This is a genomic window from Pseudomonas laurentiana, from assembly GCF_014648275.1.
In the GTDB taxonomy this organism is placed as follows: Bacteria; Pseudomonadota; Gammaproteobacteria; order Pseudomonadales; family Pseudomonadaceae; genus Aquipseudomonas; species Aquipseudomonas laurentiana.
Map to the genome: position 1 here is coordinate 1 of NZ_BMQU01000033.1, position 21,579 is coordinate 21,579.

Genomic DNA, 21,579 nt, shown 5'->3' on the forward strand with positions numbered 1-21,579 from the left:
CAACCGTTCGATTCCTGTGAGGCGGGTATTTCACCAAATCTCGAAGCCTTTTTCAGAGTTTCCCTAAGCCTGTATGTTCTTCTTGTTCTGATGTCTTAAGGCATATGGGGGTTGATGAGTGAGTATTAATATCGGCTCAATTGTTTGGCCGGGCAGTGGTTGTCAGTCTGTCAAGTTGTATCTCGGTTTTTTGATTGAAGTCATTGAGGCTTTTGATATAAAATTTTCCGGAGATGATTTCGATCCTGTCGCCATATCTAAAAAATATGTAAGTGGTGAGGTGTTAAGTCAGGCCAGAGAAGAATGTGCAAAGGTTTGGTGGGGCAGGTTGGAAAGTGAGGGTGCGTTGCAAGACTTTGAGTCTCATGATGCGTTAATTGCAAGGCTGGCTTTGTGTTTGTTGGTTGTTGATGAAAATAATGTTGGTCGGCTCGGAGAGAGTTTGTCGTGGTTTTTGGAGGTTATTGGTTTTTTAGGGTTGGATGTTGATAGGTCAATTGAAATCATGGAGCGCTACTTTTCATTTTCTGGCTAGTTAAGGGGCTTTTGTCGGGGTGGCGTGGATGTAAAACGCCACTCTAAATAATGGCATGGTGATGAAGTTTGACAGATTTTTTATTAAGTTCGCCAGTTTTGTTTTTTAAGAGCTCTCTAAAAGATTGAATGTGTCTAGATATATAAAATAGATCCTAAAAGTACAGAGGAGCCAGCTTGATTTTCAGCGGTCCAGCAGCAGGAAACCTATGCTTACGAAGAGAACGGCCAACTGACCCTCCTGAGCTACAGCCGCCACTACAACTGAGTCGGCCAACTACTGGGCGCGATCCCCCGCCATGGCCGCGAAAGCTTTAAGAAATACGGCGAGATCGTCTGGCGCGCGCAGCACAAGGCCTGGGGAGAAACCCAGGTCCAGTACTCGGATTGGGCCCAGCACAAAGGCATCCAGAACCCGCTACGGTTTCAGGGGCAATACTACGACCACGAGACGGGCCTGCACTACAACCGCTATCGGTACTATGATCCCTTGGTCGGGCGGTTTATCAGCAAGGACCCGATTGGCTATGCGGGTGGGCTGAACCTGTATGTGTATGCGCCGAATCCGGTTTTCTGGATTGATCCGTTTGGGTTGGCGCGGATAAAAAATGCAATTGAGGGCGAGCGTCGACACAAACTACTTAATGAGCAATTACGAGCCAAACACCCAGAGGCTACTATTCAGTGTGAGTGTTATTTGCGTGATGCTAATGGGAAGTCGGTGAGGGATCCTGTGACGGGAGAGCGTCGTCGTGTTGATACTGCAGTCATTGAAAATGGTCAGGCCAAAGCTTATGAGGTGACTAGTTTGCATGCGAGTAAAGTGGATCAGATAAGGAAGGAGGAAAGAATTGCGAGTGCGGGTTGGGTGTATGTAAAAAATCGAAGCAATAATGATTTAGTTCCTGTCTCTGGTGTTTCTGAAGTGTGGAGGTTTCCTTGATATGGATGAGAATTATTTGGTTTGGGGGGAGGTTGAAACGCTGGTTTCAGCGTACAAGCTTGTTGGTGGGGAGGGCAGTATTTCTAATGACTTTGAATCGCAGGAGGTCGTAAGAAGGATGTTAAAAGCACTAATTAAATATTTTTCAGATAACAATTTGTTGGTGGAAGTGGGGCAGGCTTGTGTTGGTAGAGCCTATTATAGGAATGATTTTACTGAGGAAGGTATTGAATTGTTGAGGCGTAAAGAGGCTGCATGGCTAAAATCCAAGGCGTCGAAAAAAAATCCTCCTGATATGAGGATTTTGGAAAAAGCTCTAGCAGAAATCAGAGCTGCAAAGTGACGTTGCCCCTGGACAATTTACGGAGAATGACTTCGTAAGAAAGGAGGTGACACATGAAGGACATCATCTGTTTAGGCGACACCACCAACCCTGGTGGAGCGGTACTTGAGGCTTTCACCCGCACTAGCGTCAATGGCAAGCCCATTGCGGGTATCGGTCATAACGTCAGTTGCCCGCTCTACAAGGGAATTTTCCCTATAGTCGAAGGCAGCAGTTTGCCAGCGGTCCACGGGGCGCAGCCATTCGCTAGCCGTCGTGGGCTTGTATGTTGGATCTCAACTCATCACAACACCCCTGGCCTGGGAGTGCCGTCCCCAACCCGCGACCGAGCCGTTCGCCGAACTGCTCTGGTACCCATGAGACCACCTCACCGCCCAAGAACTGACAAGCCCGAACAATCACACGTCCTCGACCCCGTGCAGTTCCAACAGCAACAGCGAACGACCGTTGACCTTCAGTTTGCTGCCGAACGCCAGCCGTTTGGCCTTGCCATGTGCAGGCCGGGCGGTATCGAGCAGGGTGCTCCAGTGCTTGCCGTCGGGGACTGTCGGCAGAATGAAGGTGCGTGAGTCGTGGTAGGCGTTGACGATTAACAGCACGCTTGTATCGCCGCCAGGGCGCAGGATGCCGCTGACCTGCGCACGGCCGTTCAGCAGCATGCCCAGGCAGCGTCCTTGGCGGTCATGCCAGTGCTCATCGGTCATTTCGCGGCCATCGGTTGCCAGCCAGGTGACATCTTTTACGCCCAGGGTTTCATTGAATCTGCCCACCAGGAAGCGCGAACGGCGCAGGACCGGGTAGTGCTGGCGCAGAGCCGTCAGGCGTTTGACGAAATCGAGCAGGGCTTTGCCATCTTCATCCAGGTTCCAGTTGACCCAGCCGATGTCGCCGTCTTGGCAATAGGCGTTATTGTTACCGTGCTGGGTACGGCTGAACTCGTCGCCTGCCACAATCATCGGTGTGCCTTGGGCCAGCAACAGGGTCGCGAAGAAATTACGCATTTGTTGCATGCGCAGGGCGTTGATCTCGGGGTTGTCGGTGGGGCCTTCGACGCCATGGTTCCAGGACAGGTTGTGATTGCTGCCGTCCTGATTGTTCTCGTCGTTAGCCAGATTGTGTTTCTGGTTGTAGGACACCAGGTCGCGCAGGGTGAAGCCATCATGTGCGGTGATGAAATTCACCGAGGCGAAAGGCCGTCGACCGCGACGGTTGAACAGTTCGCCGGAGGCCGTCATGCGCGAGGCGAAGTCTGCCAACTGCCCCTCGTCACCCTTCCAGAAGGCGCGCATGGTGTCGCGGAAGCGGTCGTTCCACTCGGCCCAGCCAGGGGCGAAGTTGCCCACCTGATAGCCGCCAGGGCCACAGTCCCAAGGTTCGGCAATCAGTTTGAGCTGGCGCAACAGCGGGTCCTGGCGGCAGGCCACAAGAAAACTGTGACGCTCGTCGTAGCCGCTATGGTAGCGGCCAAGGATGGTCGCCAGGTCAAAGCGAAACCCGTCTACGTGCATTTCGCCGGCCCAGTAACGCAGTGAGTCGGTTACCAGTTGCAGTACGCAGGGGTGGCTCAGGTCGAGGGTGTTGCCGGTGCCTGAATCATTGATATAGAGCCGTTTGTTCTCGGGCATCAGGCGGTAGTAGGAGGCATTGTCGATGCCGCGCATGGACAAGGTCGGGCCTTGTTCATTGCCTTCGGCTGTGTGGTTGTAGACCACATCGAGGATCACCTCCAGCCCGGCATCGTGCAGGTGCGCAACCATTTCCTTGAATTCGGCAATCTCGCCACTGGCCAGGTAGCGTTGATGGGGGGCAAAGAAGGCGATGCTGTTGTAGCCCCAGAAATTGTTCATGCCTTTCTTCAGCAGATGCTGGTCGTTGACAAACCCATGGATGGGCAGCAGTTCGATGGAGGTTACCCCCAGCTGTTTGATATGGCTTAGCAACGCTTCGCACATCAAGCCGGCAAAGGTGCCGCGCTCGACTTGCGCGACGGCCGGGTGGCGCATGCTGATACCGCGTACGTGAGTCTCATACAGGATGGTTCGATCCCAAGGGACGTTGACTCGCTGATCGCGGCCCCACGTGTACGCCGGGTCGATCACCTTGCACTTGGGCACGAAGGGCGCACTGTCACGGGTGTCGAAACTGAGGTCGCCGTCGGGGTGGCCAACGGTATAACCAAACAGCGCCTCGGACCATTGCACGCTGCCGACCAATTGCTTGGCGTAGGGGTCGATCAGCAGTTTGTTGGGGTTGAAGCGGTGGCCGTTTTCCGGTTCGTAAGGGCCATGTACACGGTAGCCGTAGACCTGCCCCGGGTGCGCATCGGGCAGGTAACCGTGGTAGATCTCGTCGGTGTATTCGGGGAGCTTGATTCGCTCAAGTTCGACGCGGCCGTCAGCGTCGAACAGACACAGTTCGACCTTGGTCGCGTTGGCCGAGAACAGGGCGAAGTTGACACCCAGGCCGTCCCAGGTGGCACCCAGAGGGTAGGGCAGCCCCTCGCGCAGCCGTGAGGGTTCGTGTAGGGGAACAGTGGGCTTGGGTGTCGTCATGGAGGTCCTTGCAGCATGGGGGATGAGTCCGTTGATCGGGCCCCTGCGTTTTCGGCTGTCGGAACGCAAGGTTGTGCAGACCGATTGCATACCCGTATCAGTGCAGGAATGAACAGCAGATCGAAACACAACGCAATCAGGATAGTCGCTGATGCCAGAAGTCCAATCCAGGCATTGATCAGGAAGCTGGAAACGGCCAGGCATGCGAGTCCGCAGGACAGGACGAAGGCCATGGCAATGATCCCTGGCCCTGCCTTGCGCAGGCCTTCGCGCAAGGCCTGTGCGGGGGGTAGGCCTTGCTGGCGGTGCAGGCGCCAGTAGGTGCTGGTCAGGCTCAGGTCGAGTGTTCGGAGCATGATGATCAGCCAGACCAGTACCGTGCCCACCAGCAGGGCCTTGTGGGCACCTTGAGTATTGCGATTGCCGATAGGGGCGAACAGCAACGAGGTACCCGTGGCGTGTGCGGAGGGTGCGAGCAGTGGTGCATGCTCTTGCGCCCACTGGTGTGCTGCAGCCTGCAGTGCCCTCATCGAGACTGCGGACACATCGCCCAGGCTCACCGTCAAGCGACTGCTCTGTTTGTCAGTCGTGAGCTGGTGTTTCAGGTCTGTGCCCCACGGTAGTGACATTTCGTAAAGGGCGAGAAACTGCACGGCATCGTCGCGTGAGTCGGGCAGACGGTACTGCGCATGGCCACCACCGTTCATGGCCCGATTGACCGATTTCAGGATGTCGACAAGCCCCTGGACGTGGGTGACACCAGGTTGCCGGCGTAGCCATTGGGCGAAACGATCGACCTGTTCCAGGTAGTCGAGGCGGGTGATGCCGCCAGGTTCGTTCGCGTCGAGCGAGAACGCCAAATGGTAGAAACCGCCCAGCGCCTCGTTCAAGCGTTCGGTCGCCTGACGAACGTCATGACGCTGACTGAAGTGACCCGCGTAGCGTTTATCAAGGGTACTGGTAAATACCAGGGCGCTCAGGCCCGTAGTGGCCAGTCCCACGATCGCCAGCACGCGCCAAGGCCAAAGCATTACCCATTCGGCAATAGCCATGCTCAAACGCTCGACAGGCATGGGGCTGGCGTGGCGGCGCCAGGGCAGGACGCAGAGCGCAGCGGGAAGAACGGTAAGGGTCAGCAGCCCGGCGAGGATCGCGCCAGCAGCGACGATAAGCTCCAGGTGAGCGAACGGTGGCAGGTCGCTGAGCGCCAGTGCCAGGCAGCCAGCGGTGGTGCCCAAGCTGGCCAATGTGATTGGCCACCCGCATGTGATCAGCGCTTCGCAGACGGCATCGCGGTTGCACTGTTCCTTGGCGCGCGGGCGCATGACGCTCATACACACCGGCAGGCCGTAACAGCAGGCAATGATCAGAATGATAGGGGCCGCCGCTACACTGGGTGATGATAGCGGAATGCCGAACAGCGCGGCGCAACCCGCTGCCGATAAGGCACTCAATGCGCTGGACATGAGCGTAGCCAGCACAACAACGGCAGCGCGCAACACCAACACCATGATACCCAGCAGCACCAGCACGGTGATCGGCAGCAAGACAGTACGGTCGTAGGTACTGGCTTCAACAACGGCATGGTCCAGCGCGATTGAACCGGACAGGCCGATTTCCAGCTCTGGATAGCGCAGGGCAAAGCGGGTGACCAGTGCCTGGCTGGCGCTCATTGCCGCTGCGGCTTGCGAGGTGACCGAGCCGGGAGGAAAGTGAACGTTGACGGTGACACGCCCGGTTCGCCCATCGGCGGACAGCAAGCGGCCAATCAGCATGGGCTCCAGCAGCGCTTCGTGCTTCAGCCGCCGTGCATGCAGTGCTGAAAGGCTGTCGCCTGCACGGAACAGCGGGGCAATCTGCATTCCATCGTCCAGCGCTTGGGCCCGCTGGAAATGGGTTGGCGAGTCGATACGCGTGACCCCAGGCAGTAACCAGGCTGCATCGGTGAGTTCATTCAGCGCCTGTAGCCGCTGCACCGTGAACAGGTCGCCTGTACGCGCGCCAATCACGAAGATCAGCGTGTCGTCCCGGCCATAGGTACGCTCAAACGGTTCAAGCGCCAGTCGGTCGGTCTCTTTCTGAGCGAAGAGCATTCGGCTATCACTGCGCACGGTCAGTTGGGCCAGGCCGGTGCTCAGTGCGAGCGCGATGATGAGTGAAACGGCCAACACGCGCCATGGGTGGTTGGTAATCCAGTTGGCATAGGCGTGCATCAGCGATTACGTTCCTGTCTCGGGTGCGTTTGAACTCACCTGCGCCAAGGGCCAAGTGGGTAAAGGTGCGGGGAGCAAGCGTAACCAGATTGAAACGTAATGTTTGTGAGCAGTTGCAGGTGGAGGTTGGTAATTCCTGTTCTTGTATCGTAGGAATAGGGCTTTCTGTGGGAGGTTTAACCATTCGGAAGGAAGGAAATACATGTTCCTGTAGGCGTTGTGGAGGTTTCCGGGCGCTTTTTTTCCTGTCGTTGAATCAAGGCGCTAGCGCAACGTCCTCTTGATGCCCCATCGGCCTGTACAGGCAGGCCGATGGGGCAGGGCGGTCACTTACTGGCCGGTTTCTTCGGCGCACGCGGTTTTTTGACGGCTTCAGGTTTGGCAGCCGAAGCAGGTTCTGCACGGGGAGGCGCACTGGCGGCAGCTTGGGGTTTACGCGGTTTGGACTTGGGCGCCAGGGCTTCTGCCTCGGCAAGTTTGCGGGCCATCTCCCAATGGCGATGCTCCTGGCCGTCGGGTTTACCTTCTGACTCCCAGATCAGGTAGGCAAATTCTTTAATGCGTTTTTCCTCGACACTCATCTTGATGCTCCTGTTTCAGGCGATAGGCTGGATAACGAGATAGACGGGAAATGTGTCAGCAATTCCCGAACAGCTGGCAGCGGACAAGACAAAGGGTAGAGCCACTCGTGTACTGTCCCGAGTCTGTGCCGGGATCAGGGTGTGTCGTGCAGCAGGCAGACCGCAGGCGGGCAGCGGACAGGTGGTGATGGGGGTGGTCATTGGTCACGCTCGAAGGCTTGCTCCCGGGCTTGCGCCAGCAGCTCAAGGCGGCGAGCAGCGTCCGGGTCATCGAGCAAGGTGTCGGCGTTCACGGCAAAGCGTCGACGCCAGTTTGGATGACCGCTGACCGTACCTGGCAGGTTGGGCTGCTCATCGATGCCCAAGGCGTCCTCCAGCGGCAGCAGCACCAGTGGCGAACGGGTGTGGCCGATAAACCGTACGCAGGCGTCGATGATCGCGTCGCTGTCTGGGAGTGATTGGTGGTAGTTCTGTTCCAGAATACTGAGCAGGCCCGTGCATTCCTTTGCGCGGGTTTCGCGCCAGTGCCGTTCACTGATGGCGTCGATCAATCCCAGGCGCTGGTTCCAATCAATGTCACGGGCCTGCAGCCAACCGGCCAGTGGTGGCAGGTCATGGGTGCTGCTGGTCGCCAGCGCATCGTCCGGCCAATCCAGGATCGGCTTGAACTGCCCGTGCCCGTGTTGTTCGAATTGCAGCACGCGAAGGCCCAGTATGGCCCGGGCGGCGAGTTTCTCGCTCAAGCCTTCAGGGATGGTGCCAAGGTCTTCACCCAGCACAATGGCCTTGTGTCGCACCGACTCCAGGCTCAGCAGGCGCAGCAGGTCGTCGAGTGGGTAGTGCAGGTAGGCACCATCACCGGCTTCGCCATCCAGAGGGATCAACCAGAGTCGCTGGAGGCCCAGTACATGGTCGATGCGCAGGCCTCCCGCATGCTGAAAGCTGGCCCTTAGCATCTCGATGAAGGCACGAAAACCATTGCGCCGCAGACCTTCAGGAGAAAATGCACACAGCCCCCACTTCTGTCCTGCGCGGTTGAGCCGGTCGGGTGGCGCGCCGATGCTGAAGCCGGCCAGCAGTTCGTCCTGGCGACTCCAGGCCTGGCTGCCAACGCCGTCGGCACCGATCGCCAGGTCGCTGATCAGGCCGACGCTCATGCCGTTGCTACGGGCAGCGTCCTGGGCGCGTTCGAGACCACGGGCGATCAGCCACTGGCAGAACGCATGATAGGTAACCCGATCGGCATGTTGCTCGGCGAAGGCTGCGACCTCCGCACTGTAGGGGTTGTGCCAGGTTTTCGGCCAATTCCGCCAGTCAGCCTCCATACCTCGTTGTGCGGCGGTTTCAAGCAGTGCCTCAAAGCGACAGTGGTGCTCCAGGGCCTGGCCACCTGCTTCGCGAAAACTCATGAAATCGGTGTACTGCGGGTGTTCCTGGTGGATGAAATCGCGGTACAGCGCTTCGAACAGGCGTTGCTTGGCCTTCGCTGCGCGGGGCCAGTCGATCAGCGGGAGGTCTTCGAGCTGTTGCAGTTCCGCCTGGCCGATGACTTCATTGGCCAAGCGTACCGCGCGCTCACCGAAGATAACGCTTGGGCTGGCATAGACACTGTTGAGGAACAGTCGGCTGGATGGCGAATAGGGGCTGTAGCGTTCGGTGTCGCTGGCAAACATCGCGTGTACTGGGCTGATAGCCAAGGCATCAGCACCACGTTCGGCAGCGCTGCGAGCAAGCGCCTCTAGCGCCAGGCAGTCGCCAAAGCCGCCATCGCCTGGGCGGCGCAGGCTGTAGAGCTGGGCGCTCAATCCCCAGCAGCGGGGGGTATCAGTACCCAAGGCGTCCGCCAGGTTGTAGCAACGCGCCGGCGCCACCGCCAGGGTGAAGGCGCGCCCAGTGATGGTGACCTGATGGTAACCAATCGGTAGTGTGCCGGGCAGCATGGCCTGTGCGTCCAGCTGCAGCGACTGCTCGTGCATATCTTCCAGGGTCACCTGGCACGGGCTGCCAGCGGCAAAATAATTCGACAGGTCCAACGGCTGGCCCAGATCGGCCGTCAGCAGCGGTGGCAGGTGTTTGGCGTCATGGGCCTTGAGCAGCGCACTGAGGCTTGCCTCGATGGCGGAAGGGGTGTCGGCCGGATGGCCCAGCCCCGCCAGCATTTTACGCAGCACCGTGTCCGTAACCCGTTGTTGACAACCATTTGCGTCAGTCCAGTCCACTTGCAGGCCAGCACGATGGGCCAGCAAATGCAGTGCGTGATCAGTCATGGGAAGGCTCCGGTGTCCAGAGCGCGAAGCAATGGGCTTCGCGCTCCAGCGAGTGAGTACCGAGGTGCAGAAGGTGGGCCGGGCTGTTGGGCATGCCCTTCACCTCGCGCTCAGGAGTGACCCTGGGTGGCGCGTTCGACTAATGCCTCATACAAGCGGGCATAGGGTTCTACCGCCTGGCACCAGTTGAATGGCTGGGTCATCGCCCGGCAGCGCATGGCATGCAACAGGTCTTTCTTGGCATAGATGTAAAACGCCCGGCTCAACGCTTCACGGTAACTCTCGACCGTGGACTCATTGAACAGAAAACCCGTGACGCCATTCTCGATGGTGTCAGCCAAGCCCCCTGTGTTGCGGGCTACCGGCAGTGAGCCGAATCGTTGCGCATACATCTGGCTGAGGCCACAGGGCTCATAGCGGGAGGGCATCAGCAGGAAATCGCTGCCCGCAAACATGCGTCGGGCGTCCGTCTCATTGAAACCGATGCGGACACCGATCCGCCCTGGAAAACGTAGGGCCAGATCGCGCATGGCCTGTTCTTCTTCCGGCTCGCCACGACCGATAATTGCGATCTGGCCACCTTGCTGGACGATGTACTCGGCAACGCCCAGGGTGAGGTCCAGGCCTTTCTGGTAGACCAGCCGCGAAACCACTGCAAACAGTGGCCCCTCGCTGGGTTGCAAGCCAAACAGGGTACGTACTTGTTGGGTATTACGTGCCTTGCCTTCCCAGTCATTGAGGCTGAAGGGGTGGCTCAGGTGGGTATCGGTCGCCGAATCCCAGCTCTCGTCGATGCCATTGGGAATACCGCTCAACAGCCCCATTTGTGCCTTGCTCGAAAGAAAACCATCGAGACCGCAGCCAAACGCGGGTGTGGTGATTTCCCGCGCGTAGGTGGCACTGACCGTGGTGATATGGCTGGAGTAGGCAAGGCCGGCCTTGAGGAAAGAGAGCTTGCCGTAGAACTCCATGCCCTCCTGCTGCAAGGCATGTTCAGGGATGGCCAGTTCCGGGCAGCACGCTCGGCTGACCACGCCTTGGTAGGCCAGGTTGTGAATGGTGAACAGGGTCGGTGTATGCAGGCCACGCCAGTGCATATAGGCTGGCGCCAGGCCGGCTGGCCAGTCATGGGCATGCACCAGGTCGGGCTTCCAGTGCACCATGCCCTCGCCGGCAGCGATCTCGGCTGCGGCCAGCCCCAGGCGGGCGAAGCGGATGTGGTTGTCAGGCCAGTCGCGGCCATTGTTCGCCCCGTAGGGTGTACCTTCGCGCTGATAGAGTTCCGGGCAGATCAGGACATAGATCACCAGGCCGTCGGCCAGGTCCATGCGACCGATTTTGCAGGGTGGCAGTGCGGCGTGCCCACCCAACTCGCCAACCAGATGAATCGGGTTGTCGCTTTCCAGGACTTGCGGGTAACCGGGGATCAATACCCGCACATCATGCAGGTGGCTCATGGCCCGCGGCAAAGCCGCTGAAACGTCGCCCAGGCCGCCGGTCTTGACCAGGTCGGCGATCTCGGAGGTCACGAACAGGATTTTCTTCTTGTTCGGATTTTGTTGCGGTACCGCTTTGGATAATGTCGCTGCCGGTGTAAAGGGGGGGCTAGCCGGTTCAATGCTTTGAGCCGTGAAATGCGTTACATGAGGTTCGACAGCAGCATCAATCATACGTCTCTCCGTCCCTATGCAAACGGGTGTAATGGCACCCGAAATAGTCATTTTCGGTGAAGCGATTTCTCTGTTTTATACGTCGTGTCGAGATGTTCGTTTTCTTGCATGCAAACGCCGCACCCAGTGATGCTTCCAGCCGAAGGGGTTTTTCAGACTGAGGGCGAAAGGGGTATGCCTGTTGTCAGGAACCCTGGCCCGGTGTTACTGAGTGGTCAGCCCGGCTTTCAGATGTGTCCGGCGCGACAGGGTAATTTCCCCACACGTTATCCGGGCACTTTCCTGAGTGTAGGAGAGCTTGAGCAAAATATGTGACCCGCTGGTCACTTTAGTGAGGGTTTTACGAAGGTTAAGAGGTTTTGTTACGGGGCGGTATCAGGATACCGCTTGGCTTGGGTAGCGTTACGCTCAAATCGGGCCTTCGGTGCTATTCAAAGAAGGCTTTCTGATGACAAACCCACTCTACGGGCAATGGCGCGAGCGCCACGCCTCACTGACAATCACCCTGGCCGACCTGTTTGTTGCCCGACCCACGCTGGGCGCGGTGGCCGAGCAGTTACTGAGCCGTCAATGGGCCGTGTGGCATTTGCCAGCGACGCTGGACCCCCTGCACATCACCGTGCGAGGCCCGGTATCTGACCAGGCGGTTACCGCGATGAGCCTGGCCCAGGCGGTGATCCAACGATCTACCCGCAAAACGACCTACAACCTTACCCCCGACCATGACTTCCTGACGCTTGAACAGGGCGCCGAATTTCCTCAGGCCCTGACGCTTGATCTGCATCGCGTTGAGCTGCTGATCAATGCCTGTGGTGCTGTGCTTCTTGATGAGTACAAACAGGCGCTCGTCGCGTTCTGGAACCGTGCATTACCCACGGGGCAAACACCGCTCAGTGGCATTGAACAATGGCTGCAGCAGCATTTTGTAGCGGCCATTGCGGTGGCGAGGGCGTCTGGCCGTCTTACCGTCACCCAGCAGGCACGGTTGGCTGAAGTGGCCCGCTACCCCAGCGCGGCGGATCGTTTACTGGTCACGGAATTGGCCAAGGTCACGTCATACCTGTTGGGGGTACCGTCGGGCGAGCCGGATTCGCCGGGCGAATTGATGAGCAGCCTGATTATCAGTGGGCTGGAGGGTGAGCAGAATGACCAGGTGTACGTATACGACCTGAGCGGCTATCTGCAGCCTTTTGGTTCACTCCAGGCGTTGCTGAGCCTTGTCGGGCAACGGCCCGAGGGTCCTGCGACAGCCTGTTCTGTTTCCATCGCTGCTGGCAACATGTTCGAGGCCCAGGCCCGTTTGTTGCTTGAGCAGCAGCTCCATTGGATTGACCGGCTGGGCGCGCGCGAGGATCTCGATGCCGACGCGTTCAGTGAAACCCTGGACAGTGTGATCTCGATGCAAGCCATCGGGCAGTTGCAGGTCACGGATTATGCGCGTGAATTGTCCCGGCACCTCCCTGAGTGGCTATTGAACGCACGCAAAAGCGATCAGGACCGCTACCTTCAATGCCTCAAGGGGTTGGCACAGGTGCCGGAAGTGATGAGTGGCCGCTCTTATCTGGAGGGCATCCCAGCGATTGAGGTATTCACCCAGAAGCGCCTGCAGCAACAGATGTTGCAGGACCACCCTGACGCTCAGTCGGTGGCGATCGAGCAGATCGAAGTGCTCAATCATGAGGTGATCGGTACAGCGCTAGGCAGTGCAGGTAACCTGATGGTGCAAGGCACGATTAAAACCAGTGTCCGCAGCCTGACGCAACTGGCCCTCGACAACCTGGAGAGCTTGCGCCCCGGCGCGCTTGAAGTCCGCACCCGGGGTACTTCAGCGTTGCCGGAATGGTTCGACGTTGATTATGTCAGGCACCTGGTTCGTAGCGTCGATGCGGGGGGGCAGTATCAGGCCTTGCTGGCGACCCAACTGCGCGATGACAGCGCGCAGGTTGAACTGCGCTACCCGTTGTTCAGGGCCCAATGGTACGGGCAACTGCCGTTGCTGGCGCTTGAATACACCCTTCGTGGGGCGTATGGATTTACCGAGGCGGGGTATGCGTTGGCGGTTGCGCTGACGTCGCCTTCCGCGAGCTCGGCCCCCACCCTGTCAGCGTTGGCCTTTGTCTCTGAACCGGGCGTATCGGCGGACAGGGTGCAAAACGCCTACCTGATCGAGCCATCCTTGCCGGGGCCACTGTTGTTGTTTCGCCCATTGCATGCCACACCGCTGATGCAGTTTGCCTCCCGCAAGGCACTGCTGGAGCGCATTGTGGCTGAGCCGGTACTGCAGGCCGACATCCTCTCCCGTCTGGCCGAAGAGGTACGACCCGTCTATGACCATGGCGGATTTACCGAGCCGCATCTGCGCCGGGTCCTGCTTGAACCGGACTTCCAACCCATCGAAACCCCCGCGCCTGTGGTGTTGAGTAGCCTGACGCTACCTGGTGAGGCGGCTCGACAGGTCTATGAGGGGACAGTCGAGGAACTGTTGCGCATTGCCGACCGGCAGTCTGTTTCCAATGCCGAAGACCGTGCCGCCCATTGGCAAACACTGAGTTGGCTGCTGTTCAACACCCTGTTGCCCTTTGTACGCGGTCCTTTGGCGGCGGTAGGCTGGGCGCTGTCATTTGCCCATGGTGTACAGCAACTCAATGGACAGACAAACCCTGCGCAGCTTGCTCCTGCGTTGCTTGATCTCTTGTTCAGCCTGATGTTTGTACTGGAGTCATTGCCGTTACCGGCAAGGCCCTTGGCGGCAGCCATTGAACAGGCGCCCGAGGCACCCGAGACACCAATAGCGCTGCACATCGAGGATGCCCCTGCGGTATTGCAAAATGGAACGGTGCTCAATCAGCTTGATTTTTCTTGGTCCTCGGCTCAAGGCCAGTTGTCGCGCGCGCAGTCTCAGGCACTGGCGCGCATGCGCTCACCTAAATCCATCGACGCGCTCGGTTCACCGGATGCTGATGGGATCTACTCGCAGCTGCATAAAACCTGGGTTCAGCTGGGTGGAGACGTCTACCCGGTTCGCGTGGACGAGGAGGGGGTACGCATCCTTGACAGCCGCACGCCGGATGAGCCTGGTCCCTGGCTAAGACGCCAGGCCGATGGTTCCTGGACCTTGGACTTGCGTTTACGCCTACGCGGTGGAATGCCGGGTCATGCCCGTATGCGTGCGGCCCAACTGGGCAAGCAGGCACGTATCGCTGAGTTACAGGGGCAACTGACAAACCAACGTGCCCAACTGCAGAGGCTCGGGGCGGCGCCCAGGCACGCTGAAGCATTGTCCGGTACGGAGTTGGCTGATCTGATTGAGCGGTTGCGGCAGCATGATGTGCTGATCGGTCAGGTCATCACCACCATGCAAACGTTGAATGAATTGTCTGCCGTCAGCGGCTATCGGCGGATCATGGCCGACATGCTCAGGCAGCACATGCTGGTCAAGGGGCAGTTGTCTTCTGAGTTGCGCTTGCAGCGGTTTGCGGTCAAACAGTTGATTGATCGGTTGGTCGAAAGCGTTCGGGGGCGAGGTGGGTTGCCCGCCCTGCTAGGGGATCACACGGCACCCGAGCGGGCACTCTTGGAGAGGTATTGCGCCAAGCAACAGTCCCAGGTCGCGGAAATTGCCGAAACGACTTACGCCATGGAGACGCTTGCGCCCTTGCTGGAAAAAGCCCTTCCTGATGGCCCTCGCTACCTGGTGGAAATTCAGCTGCTTCAAGCGGGTCTGTCGTCTTCCCTGGCGTGGCGCGGAACGCAGTTGTACTCGATTGCCCTCGGCATCATGCTGAAGATCGAAGACAGTAGTACGTTGTTGCTGGAGCAGGTTATTCCGCCGGCCAAGCTGGCCTGCCGGTTGAGGATCGATGCTCAGGATCCGGCCTTTTCCGCTGAGGAGCAGGTAGGGCTGCTGGATAATGCCGTGCGCAACTATCAAAAATCACTCGACACCCTCGACAACTACCGTCAGAGCCTTGAACTCGCGGAGCATCAGGCGTGGCTGGCGCCGTTGCACGATTTGATCCAGAAACTGCTGGATCAGGCACTGCACGAATTGGCTGCACAGATCACCCAGCTCCCCAAGGCACCTAAACCGAAGCCTGGACCGTCCAGCCGGGGCAAGACACTGATCCGTACCCGAGGACAGCGACTGGTTATCGGGCAGCGTCGTGCTGAAGGGCGCGCGGGCCAGCCGGCGATTGTCGATGTCCTGGACCCGATCGAGAACACGGTCATTACCAGTTATGAGCAAACCTCGGACGCTTCGTTATGGCGTGAACTACCCACGACCACGGTTGTGCGGCCTGCCGCGCAAGCTGCTGTGGCCTTGCGCACGCTGCTGGCGCGCGCCGACACGTTGTTGCGTCAAGCCGATCAATCCATGGCGCGGGCACAGGCCCAGGCAATGACCGCCCAATTGCCCTCCGACATGGAAGACCTGCTGGTATTGCAGGCACGCCCCTTGATTGACCTGTACACGCAGATCGATGCGGCGCTCGTTCGCGATAATGCAACCGACGAGGCGTGGGCGGGGCAATCTGTCGAGCAAGTGAACAAGGCCTTATGGGACAAGTCCGAGCAGATGCGTCAGGCAGGCAAACGTATTCGTATCGAGATGATCAAGCGCCAGTTACCAACGGCTGCGCGAATGGCCTACCTGCACGAGCAGAACGAGATCACCATTGCGCGTACCGTTACGCGTAAACCGCTGAAGGACAAGCAGCAACGGTTGGTGGACTACCTGGATGAGTACGAAATACGCGACAAGGATGGTGAGGTGCTCTGGTATGCCCATTTTCATTACGCCAGCACCGACGCAGCCGAACACGACTTCAGTGCTGCCCATGTGAAAACCCGTGAGCAACGGCGACAAGGCTTGCAATGGCAGAAAGCGCAGGCCAGCGATGGCCGGCACGTCATCGCGATCTATCGCGCCAAACTGGACAAGAAAACCGCAAACGATCTGTTTCTGAGCCTGCCCTGATTCATGGGGCACCACGGGGGGTGGCCGATCCGCCAGCGCCCGTGGTGACCGCTGTAGGTAAAGCGCGCCCTGTCGATGGTCAGTTTGTCGTGCTGCGGGCCTGCTCGCGCAGGTGTTGCAGGGCTTCGCTCAGGGCGATCACTTGCGCTTTGAGCCGGGCATTTTCTTCCTGGAGCTCACGCAGTTCCTCGCGGCGCACTGAAACGTAGCGTGTGGTGACAGGCGCACGAGGAGGTACTTGGGGCATGGTCGGTCTCGCAAAGGGTTGAAACACGGTGTCAGGACGGTACGGTCGTCCGTGCACGTCATTCTGAAGTCATCTTGCGGGCAATGGCAACGCTTTCATGGGCGCGCGCGAGCGTCCTCCAGGAAGGCCAATGCCCGTGTCTGAACTAATCTTGTGCCCAGCAACGGGTTGAGTTTTCAGACATCCATTGGAGCCATCGTCATGCAATTGGGAATCGTGGGACTGGGCCGCATGGGCGGCAACATCGCGAGAAGGTTGATGCGTCATGGGCATCTACCCGTGGTTCACGACCGTAATGGGGCGGCAATCGATGCGCTGGTCATTGATGGCGCACGTGGGGCGCAGAGTCTTGAGGCCATGGTCAGCCTGTTGGACAAGCCCAGAGCGGTGTGGGTGATGTTGCCGGCAGGCGAGGCGACTGAGCAGACGATTGCTCAATTGGCCGACCTGCTGGAAGCCGATGACGTGATCATCGATGGTGGTAACTCCCTTTACAAGGATGACATCCGTCGTGCCGACACCCTGGCAACCCGTCAATTGCACTATATCGATGTGGGAACTTCGGGGGGCGTCTGGGGGCTGGAGCGTGGTTATTGCATGATGATTGGTGGTGAAACGGCCATCGTTGAGCGGCTTGAGCCGTTGTTCGTTGCCCTGGCACCGGGCGTTGGTGATATTCCGCGCACCGAGGGCCGCAATGGCACGTTGGGGCGCGCGGAGCAGGGCTACATCCATGCCGGGCCCGCGGGGGCCGGTCATTACGTAAAGATGATTCACAATGGCATTGAGTACGGCCTGATGCAGGCCTATGCCGAGGGCTTTGACCTGCTCAAGAGCAAGGCCAGCGCCGCGCTGCCCGCCGAGCAGCGCTTTGACCTCGACCTTGCCGAGATTGCCGAGGTCTGGCGCCGTGGCAGTGTCGTCACGTCCTGGCTGCTTGACCTGACCGCCAACGCGCTGGTCTCTGATCCGCAACTCGACAGTTTCAGCAGCGCCGTTGCCGACAGTGGCGAAGGGCGTTGGACCATCGACGCGGCGGTCGAGCAGGCGGTGCCTGTTCCGGTATTGTCGAGTGCCCTGTTTGCACGTTTTCGCTCACGCCAGCCGCAAGGCACGTATGCCGACAAACTGCTTTCCGCGATGCGCTTCGGCTTTGGCGGACACAGTGAGAAGTTCGAATGACGGTAGCCAAGGCTGAAACCGCTGCACCGTGCACGCTGTTTCTGTTCGGTGCCAATGGTGATCTGGTCAAACGCCTGCTGATGCCTGCACTGTTCAACCTGCAGCGTGACGGCTTGCTTGACCCACGCATGCGTATTGTCGGGGTCGATCACAATCCGTCCACCGACCGTGAGTTCGCCGCGCGCCTGGAAGCATTCATGCGTGAGCGCGATCAGGGCAATGAGGGCACACGCTGTTTTGATGAAAAGCGATGGGGGCGCCTGGTCAAGCGCATCCATTACCTGACCGGCGATTTTCTGGCCTCGACGACCTACCAGGACATTGCGCAACGGATCGGCAAGAGCGGCATTGGCAATGCCATTTTCTACCTGGCGACCGCGCCGCGTTTTTTCGCCGAGGTGGCCCGGCAACTGGGCAGCGCGGGGTTGCTTGACGAATCCAACGGCTTTCGGCGCGTAGTGGTGGAAAAGCCATTCGGTTCAGACCTGGCCAGTGCCGAGGCGCTGAATGCGTCGCTGCTCAACGTGATGAACGAAAAGCAGATCTACCGCATTGACCACTACCTTGGGAAAGAGACGGTGCAGAACATCCTGGTCAGCCGCTTTTCCAACGGGCTGTTCGAGGCCTTCTGGAACAATCACTACATTGATCATGTGCAGATCACGGCAGCCGAAACGGTAGGGGTGGAAAGCCGTGGCGGGTTTTACGACCACACGGGGGCATTGCGGGACATGGTGCCAAACCATCTGTTCCAGTTGCTGGCGATGGTTGCCATGGAGCCGCCAGCGGCGTTTGGCGCCGATGCCGTGCGCAGCGAAAAGGCCAAGGTGATTGGGGCCATTCGGCCCTGGTCGAAGGCCATGGCCTTGAAGAACTCGGTGCGCGGACAGTACACGGCAGGAAAACAGGGGCGCAAGAAACTGCCGGGGTATCGCGAGGAGCCCAGGGTCGACCGGCATAGCCAGACCGAAACCTATGTTGCGTTAAAGGTCATGATCGACAACTGGCGATGGGTGGGGGTTCCATTTTACCTGCGTACCGGTAAACGCATGAGCGTTCGAGATACCGAGATCGCCATCTGCTTCAAACCGGCGCCTTATGCGCAGTTCCGCGACAGCGATGCCGAGCGGCCAAAACCGAATTACTTGAAAATCCAGATCCAGCCCAATGAAGGGATGTGGTTTGACCTGCAAGCCAAACGCCCGGGGCCGACCCTTGCCATGGAAACGGTGGAGCTGGGCTTTGCCTACAAGGACTTTTTCAAGATGCGCCCATCGACGGGCTATGAAACGTTGATCTATGACTGTCTGACGGGGGACCAGACGTTGTTCCAGCGTGCCGACAACATCGAGAACGGCTGGCGTGCGGTGCAGCCTTTTCTGGATGCCTGGCAACACGAAGGAGAGGTACAGCCATATGCCGCGGGTGACGATGGCCCCGCGGCGGCAGACGAACTGCTGGCACGGGATCACCGCGCCTGGCATCCGATCGGTTGAACGAAACAGGGCTCCGACCGGCGGATGCCTGTCGAAGCCCTGTCTGGTCCTGAGGTGGGGTGTTGGCCTACAGCCAATAGGTCACTGCCCACCAACCCAGCCCGCCCATCACGATGGTGTAGGGCAGGGCCATCCAGACCATCCGTCCGTAGGACAGGCGGATCAGCGGCGCGATGGCCGAGGTCAGTAGGAACAGGAAGGCCGCCTGGCCATTGGGGGTGGCCACGCTCGGCAGGTTGGTACCCGTGTTGATTGCCACTGCCAGGGTCTCGAAATGCTCACGGCTCATGTGGCCGGCCAGGAATGCCTGTTTGACCTCTGTGATGTAGATCGTGGCGACAAAGACGTTGTCGCTGATGGCCGAGAGCAAGCCATTGGCAATGAACAGCATGCCGGGTTGTTGCTCAGGTGGCAGTGCCAGTACCGCCGCAATCAGTGGGCTGAACAGCTGTTGTTGGTGGATAACCGCGACCACGGCAAAGAACACCACCAGCAACGAGGTGAATGGCATGGCGTCCTGGAAGGCGCGGCCCAGCCGATGCTCATCGGTAATCCCGGTGAAACTGGTGATCAGCACGATGACCAGCAAGCCGATCAGGCCCACTTCGGCGATGTGCAGGCCAAGGCTGACAATCAGGATCAATGCCGCCAGGCCCTGAATCAGCAGCGCGGCGCGTTGCTGGGACGTTCGGGCGGCATCGTCTTCGGCGGCGTATGCGGCGAGTACACGGCGCACATTGTCCGGCAGCAAGGTGCCGTAGCCGAACCAGCGCAGTTTCTCCAGCAGCACACAGGTCACCAGACCTGCAGCCAGTACCGGCAAGGACACAGGAGCGACCTGGCGGAAAAAGTCGGCAAAATGCCAGCCCATTTCATGACCGATCAGCAGGTTCTGCGGCTCACCCACCAGGGTGCAGACACCGCCCAGTGCGGTCCCGACTGCACCGTGCATCAACAGGCTGCGCAAGAATGCACGGAATTGGTGCAGGTCTTCATGGTGCAGTTTGGCCAGGTGCTGATCATCATCGACCAGCGACTCTTCGCGCGGGTTGTTACCTGACGCGACCCGGTGGTAGACCGAGTAAAAACCAACGGCAGCGCTGATGATTACCGCGGTCACGGTGAGCGCATCGAGGAAGGCCGATAGAAACGCCGACAGGAAGCAGAACAGCAGCGACAGCAGTGCCTTTGAGCGTACCCCGAGCAGAATGCGCGAGAACACGAACAGCAGCAGCTCTTTCATGAAGTAGATACCCGCCACCATGAACATCAGCAACAGGATGACCGGAAAGTTGTGTTGCAGCTCTTCATACAGTGTTTGTGGCGTGGTCATCCCCAGCAACAGGGCCTCGACCATCAGTAATCCACCGGGCATCAACGGGTAACACTTGAGTGCCATGCCCAGGGTGAAAATGAATTCGATTACCAGTACCCAGCCGGCAACCACCGGTCCAAGGGTAAACAACAGCAGTGGGTTGAGCAGCAGAAACAGGCAAATGGTGGCTTTATACCAACGCGGCGACTGCCCGAGAAAATTGTGGGCCAGGGCGCCGGCCAGGGAGCGGGACATGAAAAATGTATCCTTATGATTCAACAGCTGCGCAACTTGCCGGATGTGGGCGGCAAGATCAAGGCGGATGTAGTCCCTGTTTTGGCAAAACCACGGTCTGGGTGTCTGCCGTCACCTTGATATAGTCCTGCGATTAACCCAGCCCTAGCTCCAGGAGTGCCGTTGTGACCGACTATCAAGCGTTCAAGGTGGAACTGTCGAACAACATTGCCCATGTGCAGATCAACCGCCCGGAAAAGGTCAACGCGATGAACGCCGCGTTCTGGACGGAAATCATCGACATCTTCAAGTGGATCGACGATACCGATGCTGTGCGGGTCGTGGTGATCAGCGGCGCGGGCAAGCATTTCTCGTCTGGCATCGACCTGATGCTGCTGGCTTCGGTGGCCAACCAGCTGGGCAAGGACGTTGGTCGCAATGCGCGTCTGCTGCGGCGGACCATTTTGCAGATGCAGGCGTCCTTCAATGTCGTCGACCAGTGCCGCAAGCCGGTCCTGGCAGCCATTCAGGGCTATTGCCTGGGCGGTGCCATCGACCTGATCGCTGCGTGCGACATGCGCTATGCCGCCAGCGATGCACAGTTCTCGATCAAGGAAATCGACATGGGCATGGCGGCGGATGTCGGCACCCTGCAGCGCTTGCCGCGAATCATCGGTGATGGCCAGGTTCGGGAACTGGCGTATACCGGTCGGACCATCGACGCGGAGGAGGCGCGGCAAATCGGCCTGGTCAACCGTACCTTCACCGATCAGGCCAGCCTGCTCGACGGAGTCTTTGCCATTGCCAGGGAAATTGCGGGAAAATCCCCCATTGCCGTGGCCGGCACCAAGGAGATGCTCAGCTACATGCGCGACCATCGTATCGACGACGGTCTGGAGTACATTGCCACCTGGAATGCTGCCATGCTGCAGTCTACCGATCTGCGGGTGGCCATGGCTGCCCACATGAGCAAACAAAAACCCGAGTTCGCCGACTGAGACTACCCAGCCGCGGGCTCGCACAA

13 protein-coding genes and 2 pseudogenes are annotated in these 21,579 nt (G+C 58.9%); 8 read left to right on the forward strand and 7 right to left on the reverse strand.

The window, feature by feature from the left end; translation table 11 throughout:
* Window positions 1-118 precede the first annotated feature (118 nt).
* The 4 genes and pseudogenes from IE038_RS22240 to IE038_RS22255 all read left to right on the forward strand — a co-directional run.
* Window positions 119-535, forward strand: a complete 417-nt coding sequence (locus IE038_RS22240; protein WP_189396302.1) for a hypothetical protein — start codon at window positions 119-121, stop codon at window positions 533-535.
* Window positions 536-859: 324 nt separating this feature from the next.
* Window positions 860-1,132: pseudogene (locus tag IE038_RS24730) on the forward strand (RHS repeat-associated core domain-containing protein); the annotation flags it as partial.
* A gap of 346 nt (window positions 1,133-1,478) precedes the next feature.
* Complete coding sequence (locus IE038_RS22250) at window positions 1,479-1,820, forward strand: hypothetical protein (protein WP_189396303.1); 342 nt, start codon at window positions 1,479-1,481, stop codon at window positions 1,818-1,820.
* Between the two features lie 53 nt (window positions 1,821-1,873).
* Window positions 1,874-2,053 (forward strand): annotated as a pseudogene (locus IE038_RS22255) (PAAR domain-containing protein); the annotation flags it as partial.
* Between the two features lie 165 nt (window positions 2,054-2,218).
* Here the strand turns inward: IE038_RS22255 and glgX are convergent.
* The 5 genes from glgX to glgA form a co-directional block, all read right to left on the reverse strand.
* On the reverse strand, window positions 2,219-4,372 hold the full coding sequence (glgX, locus tag IE038_RS22260; RefSeq protein WP_189396304.1) for a glycogen debranching protein GlgX: 2,154 nt from the start codon (window positions 4,370-4,372) through the stop codon (window positions 2,219-2,221).
* Window positions 4,369-6,585, reverse strand: a complete 2,217-nt coding sequence (locus IE038_RS22265; RefSeq protein ID WP_189396305.1) for an efflux RND transporter permease subunit — start codon at window positions 6,583-6,585, stop codon at window positions 4,369-4,371. The genes glgX and IE038_RS22265 overlap by 4 nt, the downstream gene beginning before the upstream one ends.
* A 326-nt stretch (window positions 6,586-6,911) precedes the next feature.
* Entirely contained in the window at window positions 6,912-7,166 is a 255-nt protein-coding gene (locus IE038_RS22270; protein WP_163939174.1) for a DUF2934 domain-containing protein, read from the reverse strand.
* 197 nt (window positions 7,167-7,363) lie between these two features.
* On the reverse strand, window positions 7,364-9,433 hold the full coding sequence (gene malQ, locus IE038_RS22275) for a 4-alpha-glucanotransferase (RefSeq protein ID WP_163939176.1): 2,070 nt from the start codon (window positions 9,431-9,433) through the stop codon (window positions 7,364-7,366).
* Window positions 9,434-9,543: 110 nt separating this feature from the next.
* Complete coding sequence (gene glgA / locus IE038_RS22280; protein WP_189396306.1) at window positions 9,544-11,103, reverse strand: glycogen synthase GlgA; 1,560 nt, start codon at window positions 11,101-11,103, stop codon at window positions 9,544-9,546.
* A 448-nt stretch (window positions 11,104-11,551) separates the two neighbouring features.
* Here glgA and IE038_RS22285 point away from each other — a divergent pair, with 448 nt between their 5' ends.
* Complete coding sequence (locus tag IE038_RS22285; RefSeq protein WP_189396307.1) at window positions 11,552-16,081, forward strand: dermonecrotic toxin domain-containing protein; 4,530 nt, start codon at window positions 11,552-11,554, stop codon at window positions 16,079-16,081.
* A 79-nt stretch (window positions 16,082-16,160) separates the two neighbouring features.
* Here the strand turns inward: IE038_RS22285 and IE038_RS22290 are convergent, their stop codons facing one another.
* Window positions 16,161-16,328: a DUF6026 family protein gene (locus tag IE038_RS22290; protein WP_189396308.1), complete on the reverse strand. Its 168-nt coding sequence runs from the start codon at window positions 16,326-16,328 to the stop codon at window positions 16,161-16,163.
* 201 nt (window positions 16,329-16,529) lie between these two features.
* On the opposite strand from IE038_RS22290, the gene gnd reads away from it, so the two are divergent.
* Entirely contained in the window at window positions 16,530-17,510 is a 981-nt protein-coding gene (gene gnd / locus IE038_RS22295; RefSeq protein WP_163932921.1) for a phosphogluconate dehydrogenase (NAD(+)-dependent, decarboxylating), read from the forward strand.
* Entirely contained in the window at window positions 17,507-19,006 is a 1,500-nt protein-coding gene (gene zwf / locus IE038_RS22300) for a glucose-6-phosphate dehydrogenase (protein ID WP_163932918.1), read from the forward strand. The genes gnd and zwf overlap by 4 nt, the downstream gene beginning before the upstream one ends.
* 67 nt (window positions 19,007-19,073) lie before the next feature.
* Here the strand turns inward: zwf and nhaB are convergent, their stop codons facing one another.
* Window positions 19,074-20,576, reverse strand: coding sequence for a sodium/proton antiporter NhaB (nhaB, locus tag IE038_RS22305; protein ID WP_163932915.1), 1,503 nt, complete (start codon window positions 20,574-20,576; stop codon window positions 19,074-19,076).
* A gap of 164 nt (window positions 20,577-20,740) precedes the next feature.
* Here nhaB and IE038_RS22310 point away from each other — a divergent pair, with 164 nt between their 5' ends.
* Complete coding sequence (locus IE038_RS22310) at window positions 20,741-21,553, forward strand: crotonase/enoyl-CoA hydratase family protein (RefSeq protein WP_163932911.1); 813 nt, start codon at window positions 20,741-20,743, stop codon at window positions 21,551-21,553.
* The last annotated feature ends 26 nt before the right edge of the window (window positions 21,554-21,579 follow it).

What these genes read in the sequence shown, in the direction of transcription:
- IE038_RS22250 (WP_189396303.1), top strand. Translation starts at nt 1,479, where the DNA reads ATGGATGAGAATTATTTGGTTTGGGGGGAGGTTGAAACGCTGGTTTCA.
- nhaB (WP_163932915.1), bottom strand. Translation starts at nt 20,576, where the DNA reads ATGTCCCGCTCCCTGGCCGGCGCCCTGGCCCACAATTTTCTCGGGCAG.
- glgA (WP_189396306.1), bottom strand. Translation starts at nt 11,103, where the DNA reads ATGATTGATGCTGCTGTCGAACCTCATGTAACGCATTTCACGGCTCAA.
- glgX (WP_189396304.1), bottom strand. Translation starts at nt 4,372, where the DNA reads ATGACGACACCCAAGCCCACTGTTCCCCTACACGAACCCTCACGGCTG.
- malQ (WP_163939176.1), bottom strand. Translation starts at nt 9,433, where the DNA reads ATGACTGATCACGCACTGCATTTGCTGGCCCATCGTGCTGGCCTGCAA.
- gnd (WP_163932921.1), top strand. Translation starts at nt 16,530, where the DNA reads ATGCAATTGGGAATCGTGGGACTGGGCCGCATGGGCGGCAACATCGCG.
- zwf (WP_163932918.1), top strand. Translation starts at nt 17,507, where the DNA reads ATGACGGTAGCCAAGGCTGAAACCGCTGCACCGTGCACGCTGTTTCTG.
- IE038_RS22290 (WP_189396308.1), bottom strand. Translation starts at nt 16,328, where the DNA reads ATGCCCCAAGTACCTCCTCGTGCGCCTGTCACCACACGCTACGTTTCA.
- IE038_RS22270 (WP_163939174.1), bottom strand. Translation starts at nt 7,166, where the DNA reads ATGAGTGTCGAGGAAAAACGCATTAAAGAATTTGCCTACCTGATCTGG.
- IE038_RS22285 (WP_189396307.1), top strand. Translation starts at nt 11,552, where the DNA reads ATGACAAACCCACTCTACGGGCAATGGCGCGAGCGCCACGCCTCACTG.
- IE038_RS22265 (WP_189396305.1), bottom strand. Translation starts at nt 6,585, where the DNA reads ATGCACGCCTATGCCAACTGGATTACCAACCACCCATGGCGCGTGTTG.